The following is a 14,770-nucleotide window of genomic DNA, read 5'->3' as shown; positions in this document are numbered from 1 at the left end:
CCGTCAGTGCGCCGTGCGCTGGAGTGTCATCGCGTGCAGCAAGATGGTGTTGGCTGCTCAGAGCGTGTTCAGCGTGCTCACGCCCGCGGGGCGGATGCCAACGGGGGCTTGCAGCTCGGGCTCGAAGGTCTTGATGCCAGCACCAATCAGGTCAGGGGCAATGTTCAGGGCCCACGCAGCACCAATGGCGGCCAGCAGGGCATCGGTGTCAGGCACCACAGCGTTGCGGCCAAAGGTCAGCTCGTCCAGGGTGCCCAGCACATGCTCTGCGGCGCCAGTGGCCAGCACTACGTAGCCTTTTTTGACCAGCACGGCACGGCCATTGGCGTTGGCGCGGTGCTCCACGATGGCGGGCAGCGTGGGGTCCTGCGCGTACAGAACCACGTCGCCGTCGCACAGCGGGGCCAGCGCAGCCACTTGCGCAATGGCGGCATTGAGCACTGCGGCGCCGTTGTCCAGCACCACGTCCACCTGGGTGCGCAGCACCTTGGTCATCTGGTCTTGCTCATGCACGTCAAACTCGGCCAGCGATTCCACGCCGTCCATGTCGGTCACCACGCCTACGGTGCAGCGGTCGTAAGCCAGGCCATCGCGCAGGATGGTACGGGCATCGTTTTCAATCACCGCGGCCTGCACCATCTGGTTCATCAGCAGGCGGTGGGCGGCTTCCCAGTGGGCGCTGTCCGAAGACTCGACGCGGCGGCGGTCCAGGAACAGGCCATCGCGGCACGCCAGGCCGGTGTGGTGGCCGCCCAGGTGCAGCAGCCAGGCCACCACGCGGGCAATGGTGGAAGTCTCACGCGTGCCGGCCACGCCCACCACGGGGATACGGCCGGCCGTGCCTTCTGGGTGGTCTTCCGAGGGGAAGAGGTGTTCGGCAATGGCCTGCCCCACGGGGCGGGGGGCGCCCACGGCGGGCTTCAAGTGCATCAGCAGGCCGGGGCCGGCATTCACTTCCACAATCGCGCCGCCTTGGGTATGCAGGGGTTTACTGATGTCTTGCGCCACCATGTCGATACCGGCAATGTCCAGGCCCACCACCTTGGCAGCCAGTTGGGCGATGTAAGCCACCTCAGGGTGTACGTCGTCCGTGCAGTCCACGGCCACGTTGCCGTTGCGCTGGATGACCACTTGGCGGCCTGCGGCAGGCACCGAGTCCGCCTGGAGGTCCTGGCGCTTGAGTTCGAGCTGCACCTTGGTGTCGGTGGCCAGGTCGATGATTTCGAGGGGGTACTCTTCCTCGTAGCCGCGGCGGGGGTCGGAGTTGAGCTGGCTGTCGATGAGTTCCTTGACCGTGGAGCGGCCATTGCCGGTGATGCTGACCACCTCGCCACGCGCGGCGGCCACCACCTTGCCGCCCACCACCAGAATGCGGTGTTCGTCGCCGGGGATGAAGCGCTCCACCATCACGTCGCTGCCTTCGGGGTAGGCCACGTGGTAGGCCGCCTCGATGTCTTCTTTCTTGCGCAGCTCCAGCGTCACGCCCCGGCCATGGTTGCCGTCTGATGGCTTGACGACCACGGGCAGACCGATGTCCTGAGCGGCTTCCCAGGCCTCTTCGGGGCTGTTGACCACCTGGCCTTCGGGAATGGGCACGCCGCAGGCCTTGAGCAGGCTCTTGGTGAGGTCCTTGTCGCTGGCAATGCCTTCGGCAATCGCGCTGGTGCGCTCGGTCTCGGCTGTCCAGATGCGGCGCTGGGCAGCGCCGTAGCCGAGCTGCACCAGGTTGCCATCGTTCAGGCGAATGTGGGGAATGCCCCGGTCGGTCGCTGCGGTGACGATGCATGCTGTGCTGGGACCGAGGTATTGGTCGTCCACCTCGGTGCGCACGCGTGCCACAGCGGCCTGTACATCGAAGGGTTCGTCGTTGATGGCGGCCATGATGAGTGCATGGCCCTGGGCCAGCGCCACACGCGCCACGCTCTCGTCGCGGGCACGGAACACCATGCGGTACACCCCGCGCACCGAAGTGCTACGGGTTTGGCCAAAACCGGTGGGCATGCCCGCCAGGTTCAGCAGTTCAATGACGATGTGCTCCAGCACATGGCCGCACCAGGTGCCTTCCTGCAGGCGCTGCAGGAAACCGCCGCGTTCACCCACGCCGCAGTGGTGCTCGACCAGGGCGGGCAGCCAGGCGGTGAGCCGTTCGTTGAAGCCCGGCAGTGTGTTGGAGGGGTGGTCTTCCAGCACCCCGAGGTCCAGCCAGACTTCCAGCACGGGGCGGTAGGTCCAGATATTGGGGCCGCGCAGGTAGTTGATGCGAAGCAGTTGGATGTCGTCGATTTTTGCCATGGATCGGAGCGGTTCAGAGACACCGGACGGGCCGGACAGGGTTGCCATTGTGCGCCCGGTTGGGCTGGAAATGGACGGGACGGTGGGAATCAGAAACGGTTTGCGACTTTTTCGGGGTTGCGCAACTCACAGGTTGGAAGAGTTGGAGTGCAGGCTGGCGATGCGTCTGTCTCGGTTGCTTGCATGGGCATGAGCGCCTGCAGCGAACACTGGTCATCCGGTCATCCCAATGGCACACCAATGCGTTCCTTTAAAGATCGTAAACAGGTTCCAAGTGTCAGCGGTCGTTGGCGGCCTGGGTTTCGGTCAAAATTCCTGCATCTGCACGGCCAGCAGTTTTGTACTGCCAGCTGCGGAAAACACAAAGAATATGCAACATCACCATTCTGTGGACGCCTCGGGTGTCTTTTCCGGCCCGGTAGGGGCCGATTTGCGGGCCAAGCTCGCGTCTGATGAAAACGTACTGGCTGCGTTACAGGTTGACCTGAGTGCAGATTTGCGCTTCGTCAGTGGTTGGGTGGTGGTGACTTCCAGGCGCCTGCTGGCATGCGATCCGGGCGCCTCGGTATGGAAAGATTGGCCCCTTGCCCCTGGCCTGTCACTCAAGCTGCAGGACCACGGGGGCGTGGGAACGCTGGAGTTGCACAACCCGCAGGAGCGGGTGGCTTTTTGGCGCTTTACCCTCGGCCACCATCCCCAGGCGCTGCGCCTGGTGCAGCGCTTTGAGCAGCAGGTCGAGCGGGGTGCCGGTCAAGCTGCCACCGAGGAAGAAGAGCCCGCCTGCCCCGCTTGCCACACCCCCCTGCCGCCTGACACGGACGAATGCCCCGCCTGTGCGCGCGCCCAGGCGCCCCAGACCTCCACCTGGGTGCTGCTGCGCCTGTGGCGGTTTGCCCGCCCCTACCGCAAGCAACTGGCGGCGGGCTTTGCCCTCACCATGGCGTCCACGGCCGCCACGCTGGTACCCCCGTACCTCACCATCCCGCTGATGGACGATATCCTGATCCCGTACCAGAACGGGCAGACCATTGACCCCTGGCTGGTATTGACGTACCTGGGTGGGCTGCTTTTGGCAGCTCTGGCCGCCTGGGGCTTGTCTTGGGCCCGCACTTACATCCTGGCGCTGGTGTCCGAGCGCATCGGTGCCGACCTGCGCACCACCACGTACGAGCACCTGCTGCGCCTGTCGCTCGACTACTTTGGCGGCAAGCGCACGGGCGACCTGATGGCGCGCATCGGTTCTGAAACTGACCGGATCAACGTCTTCCTGTCGCTGCACGCGCTCGATTTCATCACCGACGTGCTCATGATCTTCATGACAGCGGTGATTCTGTTCTCCATCAACCCCTGGCTGGCGCTGGTCACCCTGGTGCCGCTGCCTTTTATTGCCTGGATGATCCACACCGTGCGCGACCGCTTGCGTACCGGCTTTGAAAAGATCGACCGCGTGTGGTCCGAGGTGACCAATGTGCTGGCCGACACTATCCCCGGCATCCGCGTGGTGAAGGCTTTTGCCCAGGAAAAGCGCGAAGCCCAGCGCTTTCGCGACGCCAACCAGCACAACCTGGAAGTGAACGACAAGCTGAACAAGACCTGGAGCCTGTTCACGCCCACGGTGTCGCTGCTCACCGAAATCGGGCTGCTGGTGGTGTGGGCCTTCGGCATCTGGCTGGTGTCGCGCAACCAGATCACGGTGGGTGTGCTCACTGCCTTCATTGCCTATATCGGGCGGTTTTATGGCCGTTTGGATTCCATGAGCCGCATCGTTTCCGTCACGCAGAAGGCGGCGGCGGGGGCCAAGCGCATTTTTGACATCCTGGACCACGTCAGCAACGTGCCCGACCCGGCCCAGCCCGTGAAGGTGGACAAGATCGCCGGCTCCATCACCATGCAGAACGTGGGCTTTCGCTACGGCAGCCGCGCCGTGATCAAGGGGCTCGACCTGGAGATCCGGGCGGGCGAAATGATTGGCCTGGTGGGCCACAGCGGCTCGGGCAAGAGCACGCTGGTCAACCTGATCAACCGTTTCTATGACGTGAGCGATGGCTCCATCCAGGTAGATGGCATCGACATCCGCCGCTTTGCGGTGGCTGACTACCGCCGCCACATTGGCCTCGTGCTGCAAGAGCCCTTCCTGTTCTTCGGCACCATTGCCGAGAACATTGCCTATGGCAAGCCCGACGCGACGCGCGAAGAAATCGTGGCCGCCGCGCGTGCCGCCCATGCGCACGAATTCATCCTGCGCCTGCCGCACGGCTACGACTCGCTGGTCGGTGAGCGCGGCCAGGGGCTGTCGGGCGGCGAGCGCCAGCGCATTTCGATTGCCCGCGCGCTGCTGATTGACCCCCGCATCCTGATTCTGGACGAGGCCACGTCAGCCGTGGACACCGAGACCGAGAAGGAAATCCAGCGGGCGCTCGACAACCTGGTGCAAGGCCGCACCACGATTGCCATTGCCCACCGTCTCTCCACCCTGCGCAAGGCCGATCGCCTGGTGGTGATGGACCGCGGCGAAGTGGTGGAAGTCGGGCCACACGACGAACTCATGGACAAGCAGGGGGCCTACTGGCGCCTGTACGAAGCGCAAGCCCGTCGTGCCGAAGAAGACGCACAGGCCGCCGGCGTCATCATCGACAGCAGCCTGCTGCACCCAGCCCACCCTGCAGGTAACTCCTGAGCCCGGAGAAGACATGACTTCGCAAAACCATTCCCCTGCTGGCTCAGCTACCCCCGCCCTGGCTGCTTCCGTGCAACTTCACCGCAATCCCCACGGGCGTCTGGTGCTTACCCTGCCAGACGGCACAGCGCACGAAGGCGTGGTGCCTGTGCGAGCCTTCCCCATCGCGGCGCCCCAGGAGGGCCTTTCCCTCGTGGGCGCAGATGGACACGAGCTGCTGTGGATAGACCGCATCGATACGCTGCCAGCGCCCCAGCGGCAGTTGCTGGAAGAAGAATTGGCGGTGCGGGAGTTTGTGCCCACCATTGAAAAAATCGTGGCGGTGTCCAGCTTCTCCACCCCCAGTACCTGGGATGTGATCACGGACCGTGGTGCGGCCCGCCTGGTGCTGAAGGCGGAGGAAGACATCCGCCGCCTGGCTGGACGCACGCGTTTGCTGATTGCCGCAGGCGAAGGCGGGCAGTTCAAAGTGCCTGACACCACCGCTCTGGACAAACATTCCCGCAAGCTGCTGGAGCGCTTCTTGTAATTCGCCTGGGTGGAGGTGTGAAAAACTAGGGTAAACCCTGGTTTTGGCCCAAAAGGTGAAAAAAGGCTTAATTTGCCCTTCTTTTTGCCGAAATGGATTACGAAGGAGGCGGTAAAGCCTTCGCTTTTTCATTTCACCATGGGCCCATGTCATGCAAATGCCACCTGTTGACCGATCGCCTGCCTGGCGTCCTCAGGGCGCCGATTTGTATTCCACTGGGGCTTCTGGCGCACCGCCGGTGCGTCCTATCAACGCCCCCAACCCCGTCGAGTCTATCGACAGACTGGGTCAGGGCGCCGTGGTGCGCGAGCCTGACAAGCCGTCTGCCCCCGATGCTACGAACCGGGACTGGACTGAAGTCAAGAAAAAAGACACGGTGGAGGAACCCCCTGAGCCACCCAAAGAGCCCATCTACAAGCAGTTGCTGGAGTTGATCCAGTCCATGTGGCGCGCCAGCGGCAGCGCGGTGGAGATGGCGCAAGAAGTGAACAAGGTGACCCAGCAGGAGCGCCTGGCCCAGCAGGTTAAAAAAGAAGATCTGACTTATTCAGATCCGAAGATCAAGCGCACCACGGGTTTGTGACTCCAAGGGAACGCGGCGGGTGTTTTCCCATCCCACCAGCATCTCATTCGGCCTTGAGAGGCGCGCCTTGGATGGCAGGCGCCTCTTGAATGGGGGGCTGTGCGGCCTGCGCTGCTTTTTGGCGGTCGCGTTCGGCGCGGTACTTGACGGCAAATTCGCGCACTTCCTCGTACGAAACGTAGTTGTCGTGGTTGGTGTCCGCATCGTCGAATGCGGCTGACAGGCGCGGGAACAGCTTCACCTCGGTGCGGCTGAGCTTGCCGTCGCCGTTGAAATCCAGCATCTTGAAGTCGCGCATCGCCTTCAACTCTCCCTTGGTGAGCGCTGCTTCCTGCGAGGGTGCGGTTTCAGTGGGGGTGGGCGTGCCTTGTGCCATCGCCGCCGTGCCCAGCAAGGCAGCGCTGCAAAACCACAGTGTTCGAATCAACAGCAAAGCGTGCTCCTCAGGTGTGTAGCTTGGCATTTGGGGTGAATGTGCTGGATTTGCAACCGTGGCGACGGGCCTTTTACCGGTGGTTGCGCGCATTCACATGCCTTTGCACAGGATCAGGCCTTGGGCTTACGCCGCTCGGTGGCTTCATCCGCCACCAGCGGTGGGTTTGCAATACCGGCGCGCACGTGGCCTGAAGGCACATGCAGCGCGGCTGAGGTAACATGGCCCGTCTGGTCGTCAAAGAAAAAGTCGGGCTCGAATTCGCGCAGGAACGGGCCTTTTTCAAGCCCGCCGAGGAACATGGCTTCGTCCACCGCCAGGTTCCATTTCATCAGCGTGTTGATGGCGCGCTCATGCGCGGGGGCGCTGCGGGCCGTGACCAGTGCGATGCGCAGGCGCATGCCCGAGGCGCCCGCCTGCTGCTGCAACTGGTGCAGCGCAGCCAAAAGGGGCTTGAATGGGCCGCCAGATAGCGGCAGCTCGGCTTTGTTGATTTCATGCGTCTGAAAGGCTTCCAGCCCTTCGGTTTGGTACACGCGCTCGGCTTCGTCCGAGAACAGCACCGCGTCGCCGTCAAACGCAATCCGCAGCTCGTGGGGGTAATCGACTCCGGCGGCTACCGATTCGGTCAGCACCCGCGCAGCCGGAAAGCCCAGCGCCAGCGCTTCGCTCACGTCCTGCTCGTTGGCCGACAAAAACAGGTGCGCCCCCAGCGGCCGCAGGTAGCGGAAGGGGTCGCGCCCCTGGGTGAAAACGCCCCGCTCCAGGGGCAGGCCTGCCTCTTTGGCCGAGCGAAAAATCCGCAGCGCGCTGACCGGATCGTTGCGCGAGAGGATGACCACCTCCACATTGCGGGCGTGGGCGGTGTTGAAGGCCAGCAGCTTTTTCACGAGCTGGAAGGCCACCCCCGGTTTGGCCGGTACTTCCAGCCGCGCCTGTTGCAGTTCCATGTAGGCGCGCGGGTCCAGGGGGTCGAAAACGCGGTTTTCCTCTTCAAAGTCAAACAGCGCGCGTGACGAGATCGCCACCACCAGTTTGTCGTCCAGCGTTACGGCCATGGTGCGGTTTTTCTGCCGGGGGCGTTATTTCACGAAGCGGTTGAGTTCGATGATGGGCTGCATCACCGCCAGCACGATGGTCATCACGATCAGGCCCATGCCCACGATCAAAAGCGGCTCCAGGATGGTGGCCAGTTGCAGGGCGCGGCGCTGCACTTCGGTGGAGATTTGTGTGGCGGCGCGTTGCAGCATCAGCGGCAACTGCCCGGTTTGTTCACCCAGGCGGGCGAACATGGACACCAGGCCCGGAAAGCGCTTCTTCTGTGCCAGGGCCGAGGCCAGCGGCGCACCTTCGCGCACCAGCACCAGCGCATCCAGCGCGTCGGCGCGCATGGCGCGGTTGTTGAGGGTTTCGGCCGCCGCCTGCAGTGCCTTCAGAATGGGCACGCCCGCGCCCGCCAGCATGGCCAGGGTGCCTGCAAAACGGGCGGCGTTGTAGCCGCGTGCCAGTTTGCCGACCAGCGGCAGGTTGAGCCAGGCAGCATCAAACTTTTGGCGAAAAGACTCCAGAGTCAGCGCCCAGCGGGCGCTAGCAGCTATCAAAATAAGAGCACTCAACATCCACCAGCCGTAGTTGCGCACGATAGAGCTGATGGTGAGCATCATCACCGTGAGGAAGGGCAGCGCCCGCTTGGTGCCGGCGAAGACGCTGGCCACCTGGGGCACCACGTAACCCACCAGAAACAGCACGATGACGATGGCCACCACGGTGACGATGGCGGGGTAAAGCGCCGCGCCCACCAGTTTGGCCTTGAGGGCCTGGCGGTCTTCCAGGTCGTCGGCCAGCTTCTCCAGCACCATGCCCAGGTTGCCGCTGTGCTCGCCCGCACCGATCACGGCGCAATAAATGTCGGAAAACTCGCGCGGGTGCTGGCTCAGCGCGCGGGCAAAGGTGGAGCCCGCATTGACCTCGGCGCGCAAGGCGGCCACCAGGTGGCTTTGGCGCTCGTCGTCGGCCTCGTCGCTCAGGGCGGTGAGTGCCCGCTCCAGCGGCAGGCCTGATGACACCAGCCCTGCCAGTTGCCGGGTCCACACCGCCAGCGTGGTGGCGCTGAACACCGGGCGGGTGAACAGGCGCTGGCCCAGCGAGGTGCCGCCACCCGCGGCAGTCTGCCCCGTCTGCACCAGCTCCACCGTCAGGGGCACCAAAGCCTGGGCGCGCAGCATGCTGCGAGCGGACTTGGCGGTGTCGGCCTCCAGCAGGCCTTTGCGGGTCTGGCCCTGGGCGTCCAGGGCTTCAAAAGAAAAAGCGGGCATGAATCAGTGGCGGTGTCGGGGGCAAAGGGGCACTGCGCTCAAGGCAATGCTGCCCCCGCGATAGTAGCCGCTCGGTGTGACCGGGGTGCCTGGGAATGTGCGGGGGCCTTATGCCTAGCGCATGGCGGTGACCTGCGCCGTGATCGGCCGATGGCCTGCCGGTCCGCCGAGCAGGCTCTCACAGCGCAGCGGCTGTGGCCTGCCCCATGGCGCTGTGCGCCTGGGCGGCAATGTCCAGCGAGCGCAGGCGCAGCGCAGGGTCGTACACGTCGCACACCAGAATCAGCTCATCGGCACCCGTTTCTTGCGCCAGCGTGGTGAGGCCGTCACGCACGGTATCGGGCCCGCCAATCACGGCGGCGGCCAGAAAGTCGCCAATGGCCGCGCGCTCTTGCGGTTGCAGGCGGGCAGCGTAGTTCTCGACCGGTGGCTGCAGGCTGAGGCGGTTACCCGTGAGGATGCTCAGCACCCGCTGGTACGTGCTGCTGGCCAGGTATTCGGCCTCGTCGTCGGTGGGGGCGGCAATCAAGGGCACGCCAATGGCCACGTACGGTTTGGGCCAGGCGGCCGATGGCTGGTACAGGCGTCGGTACAGGTCAATGGCCTGGTGCATCAGGCGCGGCGCAAAGTGCGACGCAAAGGCGTAGGGCAACCCTTCCTGTGCGGCCAGTTGCGCAGAAAACAGGCTGGAGCCCAGCAGCCAGATCGGCACGTTGGTGCCCGCACCAGGCATGGCCACCAGGCGCTGACCTGGCTGCACGGGGCCCAGCAGGCGCTGCAGCTCGGCCACATCCTGCGGGAAGTCGTCGGCAGTTTCCACACGGCTGCGGCGCAGGGCGCGCATGGTGGCGGGGTCGGTGCCCGGGGCGCGGCCCAGGCCCAGGTCGATGCGGCCGGGGTACAGCTCTGCCAGCGTGCCAAAGGCTTCGGCCACCACCAGTGGGGCATGGTTGGGCAGCATCACACCGCCGGAGCCCACGCGGATGCGCGAGGTGCCCCCCGCGATGTAGCCCACCAGCACGGCCGTGGCCGAGCTGGCAATGCCCGGCATGTTGTGGTGTTCGGCCAGCCAGTAGCGCGCAAACCCCAGCTTTTCGGCGTGCTGGGCGGTGCGCAGGGCGATTTGCAGCGCCTGGGCCACGGTGCCGCCTTCGCGCACGGCGACCAGATCAAGCATGGACAGGGCAGGGCGATGGGTGGGAGTGGGTGCGTTCATGCCGTTATTGTCCGCCGCCTGACCGCAGTCTGCAGGCCCTGGTGGGGAGCTGTGCCCGCCAGCGGGGTTGCTCTGCCTTGCAAAAGCACGGGAGTGCATTTTTTTGATAGCCAAAACACAGGATGCGATACAAAATGTTTCTGAATGGTGGCGCCGATTGCGGAATGCCTCCGCACTTCCCCGTTCATCAACCAAGGCAAGGTATGGGCTTTTTCAGCCGTTTTTTCAAGATCCGCGAACAAGACCCCGACAGCGCAGAAACCACCTGGGCCATGGAAGACAACGGCAGCGAGCTGGTGCTGGACCCGGAATACGCTGCCACGCTGATGACCGAGCTGGACCTGGACGCCGCCATTGCCAACCACGAGGTGTGGCGCCAGCAGCTGGAAGACCTGGTGCATGGTCGCTCGGGCGAGGTGCCGCAGGCCGAGCCCATTTGCAGTGCCGACCGGTGTGACCTGGGGCGCTGGCTGGGCGGCACCGGGCGGCTGCGGCTGGGCCACTACCCGGCGTTTGGCATGCTGGTGGCCCGCCACCAGTACTTTCACCAGCAGGCGGCCGCAGTGGTCGATCAGATGCGTGCGGGCGACCAGCCCAAGGCGCTGCACCTTTTCAACACCAGTTGCCGCCACGCGTCCAACCAGGTGCTGTTGCTGCTCAAGGGACTCAAGCGCGGGCTGGGGCGCTGATCGTCAACCGGCTTTTGCTATCAATAGGTGAGCTGCTGGCGCTTGCTGGATAAGCGCTAGGGATGTCCTGCATAACCCTCGCGGGTCGGTGGTAGTGCGGATCGGGACAGGCCGCAAGGCGTCTTTTTGCAGCCCATAGCGGGGCTATGGGCCAAAAAAGCAACGCAGCGGATGGCCCGAGACCGCGCTATCACAGACTGCAGGGAGTTATGCAGGACATCCCTAGAGGCCGATTCTCTATAAAAATTCAGGCGATAAGCAGGGGGCGATGCCAACCCCTTCAGTAACTGCGCCCGCCCTTGTACATGGCGTGCTGGCGGCGGTTCAGCGTAGCGGTTTCGCCCAGGCGGCCCATGGCGGCACCCGCGTGGGCGTGGGTAATGGCCAGGCCCAGCCCGTCGGCCGCATCGGTGCCGGGCAGGCCGGGCAGTTGCAGCAGGCGGCGCACCATCTCCTGCACCTGGCTTTTGGCGGCGCGGCCGTGGCCCACCACGGCTTTTTTCATCTGCAGCGCGGTGTATTCGGCCACGGGCAGGTTGCTGGCCACCAGGGCGGTGATGGCCGCGCCCCGCGCCTGCCCCAGCAGCAGGGTGGACTGCGGGTTGACGTTGACGAACACGATTTCGACCGAGGCCACATCGGGCTCGTAGCGGGCCGCCACTTCGGTGATGCCGTCGAACAAAATCTTCAGCCGCCCGGGCAGGTCGCCCAGGGCCAGTGTGGTGGTGCGGATGGTGCCGCTGGCCACGTAGCTGAGCCGGTGGCCGTCCACATCCACCACGCCAAAGCCGGTAGTCTGCAGGCCGGGGTCAATCCCTAAAATACGCATGTGCTATTGATTTTGTAGCTGCCAGCGCTTATCCAATAAGCGCCAGCGGCCAATTTTGCTTAAAGACCGAAGTACCAGCGGGTGGAGTGGAAGAACACGGGGGCGGCAAAGCACAACGCGTCCACGCGGTCGAGCAGGCCGCCCGCGCCGGTGACCGACATGCCCTGCATGCCCCAGCTGGTCACGCCCCGGTCGCGCTTGAGTGCCTTCATCACCAGATGCCCCAGGCTGCCTGCAAAGCAGGCCAGCAGCGCCATGCCCAGCGCCTGCCCCGGCTTGAACGGGGTGATGAACGACAGCAGCCCGCCCGCCAGCCCCCCGGCGGCCACACCGGCCAGCCAGCTCGCCCACTGAAAGCTCTGGCTCACCTGGGGCGCCACCGGCTTGTGCGGAAAGCGCTGCCCCACCAGGTGCTGCACCAGCATGCAGGTCTGCACCACAAACACCAGGAAGAAGACGAGGAACGCGCCCTTTTCGCGGTAACCAGGGAAGTCCAGCAGAAGCAGCGCGGGCACATGGCTCATGCCGTACACGCAGACCATGATGCCCCACTGCAGCTTGGCGTTGCGCTCCAGAAAGCGCTCGGGGTCGTTGGCCAGTGCGCTCACCACCGGCAGCGCCAGAAACACGTACACCGGGATGAACACGGTGAACAGGTCGAACATGCGGCTGCCCACGATGGTGAACTGCAGCGGCAGCACCACAAAGAAGGCCAGCACCAGGCTGCGATGGTCGCCCCGCCGCGTGGGCGACAGCGTGATGAATTCGCGCAGCGCAAAAAAGCCGACGATGGCAAACAGCACCGTGGCCACTGTGTCGCCCAGCGCCCAGCCAATCCAGAACACCGTGGCCATCACCCACGAAGTTTTGATCAGGCCCCAAAAGCGCTTGACCTCCTGCGCATGTGCTTCGGCCTGCGGGTCGTCGCTGGCGTGCTCGCGCAGCGAACGGAAAAACCCCCACAGGGTGGCCAGCGAGAGCACGCCAAACACCACGATGAACAAGGCACCGATCTGCTGCGAGGTGGTGAGGTTGCGCAAAAAACTATTCATTCCAAAAATCCCATATCGACCCATTCAATGCTGACTTTGCGATGGGCGCTGGCCCTGCCGGGGACGCCGAGCAAAGGCCGCCCTGCAGTGAGGGCGTCGTCCCCTCTTGGGGGGAACGCGCAAAGCGACTCAGGGGGGTCTTCATCTCACACCTCGCGCAGGGCCATCACCGCGCGGCGGGCACGGTCGAGAAAGGGGCGGCGCTCTTCCCCGGGCTCTAGCGCAATCGGCGCGCCAAACGTCACCGAGCACAGGATGGGCACCGGCACCACTTCGCCCTTGGGCATCACGCGCTGCACGTTGTTGATCCAGGCGGGCACCAGCACCACGTTCGGGAACATCTGCGCCAGCTTGTACAGGCCCGACTTGAAGGGCTGGGGCTCGTCGCCATGGCCGCGTGTTCCCTCAGGGAAGATCACGATCGAATCGCCGCTTTCCAGCGCCCGCACCAGCGGGGCGAGCGGGTCGCTGTCAGGCAGCGCAGCGCGCAGGGCTTCGGGCGAGGGCGGGGCGGCGGGCTCGGGGGCCGGGTCGGGGCCACCGGGGGCGGCGGTTTCTGCGGCGCTGTCCAGCGCCGGGGCGGCGTTGCCTGCAGCCTCCGCGGCCGGGGCTGGCGTGCGCGCAGGGCTGGCTTGCCGGTCCACATACACCGCGTTGAACACGGCGGTGGTGATCCACTGCTTGAAGGGGGTTTTGGTCCAGTAATCCTTGGCGGCGATGGGCCGGGTGATGCTGCGCAGCTCTTCGGGCAGCGCAGCCCAGATCAGCACCATGTCGGCGTGGCTCTGGTGGTTGGCAAAGTAGATGCGCTGCTCGGCCTTGGGGGGGCAGCCGTACCAGCGCGCCTGGGAGCCCGTCAGAAACCGCACCACGCCGAGCAGAAGGTAACTCATTAACTTGGCAAGCATGGCGGGGATCATACGGGCAGGGGTGTGATGCCCAGCCGTTATGCAGGCCCTAGAATGCGCGCCCCACCTGGTGCTCCGGGGCGGGTGGGGCGCCACGCCCGGTGTTGCACGGTCGGCTCCAGGTATTTCTTGACAAACGAAGCTGCAGGGCGCGCCTCAACTGCGCGCGCATCGTCATGGTGTGGCAAGCCCCGGCTGCGTTGAACACAGGCTCATTGGTTGGGTTTCATTCCATGGTGAAAAGTGATGGGTTTGTGATGGGACGCCGGGGGGCGCTGCGCGTGCTGGGGGGCATGGCGGCAGCGCTGGGCGTGGGTGCCTCGGTGCAGGCGCAAACGTCCGGTGGCGCCGGTGGCCTGGGCGGCAGCGCCCTGCAGGCGGTGGGCCGTTTGTTCAGCCGCCCACAGGGCAATCTGCTCATCGTGGGCGGTGGGGACACCCCTCTGAGCGTGCAGCAGCGCTTTGTGGCGCTGGCCGGCGGCCCCGAAAACGCGCGCATTGCCGTGCTGCCCATGGCCAGTTCCCAGTCAGATGAAGAGGCGCAGGAGCTGGTGCGCGACCTGGAGGGCCTGGGCGCCCGGGCCCAGGTGGTGGAAATCCGGCCCACTGATGTCAACAGCACCGCTGTGGCGCAGACGCTGGAGAAGTTCAGTGGCTTCTGGTTTTCTGGCGGAGACCAGTCGCGCCTGTCCAGCCTGCTGGTGGGCACGCGCGCGCTGCAGGCCATTGAGGCGCGCTACCAGGCAGGCGCGGTGGTGGGCGGCACTTCGGCCGGGGCTTCGGTCATGAGCCGGTTGATGCTGACCGGCAAGTGGCGCACGCCGCGCAATTCCGATGAAGAGGAGCAGGTCAACATCGCACGCGGCATGAAGGAACTGGCCCCTGGCTTCGGCTTCTTCAAGGGCGCCATCGTGGACCAGCATTTCATGCACCGCGCCCGCTACAACCGGCTCATCAGCGCGGTGCTCGACCACCCCCAGCTCATTGGCGTGGGCATTGATGAAGAGACCGCCCTGCTGGTGCGCGCAGACGGCCAGTGGGAGGTGCTGGGCAACTACTACGTGAAGATTTTTGATGCCCGCCGTGCGCAGATCGTGGACGACCGGGGGCCCATGGCCAAGGCCGCCGACATCCGCATGCATGTGCTGCCCGAAGGCGGGCTGTTCGACCCGCGTCGGCGCCGGGTGGAATTCCAGGAGGTGAACATCCCCTGAGCGTGCGACCTATAACCCTGCGCTACACCCCAA

The 14,770-nt window shown here is 64.9% G+C and carries 13 protein-coding genes; 5 read left to right on the top strand and 8 right to left on the bottom strand.

The window, feature by feature from the left end; genetic code table 11:
• Nucleotides 1-57: 57 nt before the first annotated feature.
• Nucleotides 58-2,292 (bottom strand): cyanophycin synthetase, encoded by a 2,235-nt coding sequence (cphA, locus tag IHV84_RS03825; protein ID WP_066691460.1) that lies wholly within the window; start codon nucleotides 2,290-2,292, stop codon nucleotides 58-60.
• A gap of 370 nt (nucleotides 2,293-2,662) precedes the next feature.
• Here cphA and IHV84_RS03820 point away from each other — a divergent pair, with 370 nt between their 5' ends.
• The 3 genes from IHV84_RS03820 (at nucleotide 2,663) to IHV84_RS03810 (ending at nucleotide 6,081) form a co-directional block, all read left to right on the top strand.
• A complete protein-coding gene (locus IHV84_RS03820) occupies nucleotides 2,663-4,969 on the top strand; it encodes an ABC transporter ATP-binding protein (RefSeq protein ID WP_198845883.1) in 2,307 nt (768 codons plus the stop codon).
• 13 nt (nucleotides 4,970-4,982) lie between these two features.
• Nucleotides 4,983-5,498, top strand: coding sequence for a DUF1854 domain-containing protein (locus tag IHV84_RS03815; protein WP_198845882.1), 516 nt, complete (start codon nucleotides 4,983-4,985; stop codon nucleotides 5,496-5,498).
• 151 nt (nucleotides 5,499-5,649) lie between these two features.
• Nucleotides 5,650-6,081: a hypothetical protein gene (locus tag IHV84_RS03810; RefSeq protein ID WP_198845881.1), complete on the top strand. Its 432-nt coding sequence runs from the start codon at nucleotides 5,650-5,652 to the stop codon at nucleotides 6,079-6,081.
• Nucleotides 6,082-6,124: 43 nt separating this feature from the next.
• On the opposite strand, the gene IHV84_RS03805 is transcribed toward IHV84_RS03810, so the two are convergent.
• From IHV84_RS03805 to IHV84_RS03790, 4 genes are all read right to left on the bottom strand, one after another.
• Nucleotides 6,125-6,514 (bottom strand): EF-hand domain-containing protein, encoded by a 390-nt coding sequence (locus IHV84_RS03805; RefSeq protein WP_370541178.1) that lies wholly within the window; start codon nucleotides 6,512-6,514, stop codon nucleotides 6,125-6,127.
• 113 nt (nucleotides 6,515-6,627) lie between these two features.
• Nucleotides 6,628-7,572, bottom strand: coding sequence for a 5'-nucleotidase (locus IHV84_RS03800; protein ID WP_198845879.1), 945 nt, complete (start codon nucleotides 7,570-7,572; stop codon nucleotides 6,628-6,630).
• A 24-nt stretch (nucleotides 7,573-7,596) separates the two neighbouring features.
• Complete coding sequence (gene gspF / locus IHV84_RS03795; protein WP_198845878.1) at nucleotides 7,597-8,829, bottom strand: type II secretion system inner membrane protein GspF; 1,233 nt, start codon at nucleotides 8,827-8,829, stop codon at nucleotides 7,597-7,599.
• 178 nt (nucleotides 8,830-9,007) lie between these two features.
• The gene (locus tag IHV84_RS03790) at nucleotides 9,008-10,045 is read right to left on the bottom strand and encodes an LLM class flavin-dependent oxidoreductase (protein WP_066695008.1); all 1,038 of its coding nucleotides are present in this window, start codon (nucleotides 10,043-10,045) and stop codon (nucleotides 9,008-9,010) included.
• 203 nt (nucleotides 10,046-10,248) lie between these two features.
• Between IHV84_RS03790 and IHV84_RS03785 the strand changes: the two genes are divergently transcribed.
• On the top strand, nucleotides 10,249-10,734 hold the full coding sequence (locus IHV84_RS03785) for a CZB domain-containing protein (protein WP_198845877.1): 486 nt from the start codon (nucleotides 10,249-10,251) through the stop codon (nucleotides 10,732-10,734).
• A 280-nt stretch (nucleotides 10,735-11,014) separates the two neighbouring features.
• On the opposite strand, the gene ruvC is transcribed toward IHV84_RS03785, so the two are convergent.
• The 3 genes from ruvC to IHV84_RS03770 all read right to left on the bottom strand — a co-directional run bounded on the left by ruvC (nucleotide 11,015) and on the right by IHV84_RS03770 (nucleotide 13,523).
• Nucleotides 11,015-11,563: a crossover junction endodeoxyribonuclease RuvC gene (gene ruvC / locus IHV84_RS03780; protein ID WP_198845876.1), complete on the bottom strand. Its 549-nt coding sequence runs from the start codon at nucleotides 11,561-11,563 to the stop codon at nucleotides 11,015-11,017.
• Nucleotides 11,564-11,622: 59 nt separating this feature from the next.
• Nucleotides 11,623-12,615, bottom strand: a complete 993-nt coding sequence (locus tag IHV84_RS03775; RefSeq protein WP_044401697.1) for a phosphatidate cytidylyltransferase — start codon at nucleotides 12,613-12,615, stop codon at nucleotides 11,623-11,625.
• A 146-nt stretch (nucleotides 12,616-12,761) separates the two neighbouring features.
• Nucleotides 12,762-13,523: a 1-acyl-sn-glycerol-3-phosphate acyltransferase gene (locus IHV84_RS03770; RefSeq protein ID WP_198845875.1), complete on the bottom strand. Its 762-nt coding sequence runs from the start codon at nucleotides 13,521-13,523 to the stop codon at nucleotides 12,762-12,764.
• A 233-nt stretch (nucleotides 13,524-13,756) separates the two neighbouring features.
• Between IHV84_RS03770 and IHV84_RS03765 the strand changes: the two genes are divergently transcribed.
• Complete coding sequence (locus IHV84_RS03765; protein ID WP_198845874.1) at nucleotides 13,757-14,737, top strand: cyanophycinase; 981 nt, start codon at nucleotides 13,757-13,759, stop codon at nucleotides 14,735-14,737.
• Nucleotides 14,738-14,770 lie beyond the last annotated feature (33 nt).

Source organism: Acidovorax sp. IB03 (genome assembly GCF_016406015.1).
GTDB lineage: Bacteria > Pseudomonadota > Gammaproteobacteria > Burkholderiales > Burkholderiaceae_C > Acidovorax > Acidovorax temperans.
This window is presented reverse-complemented; position numbering and strand designations above follow the sequence as displayed.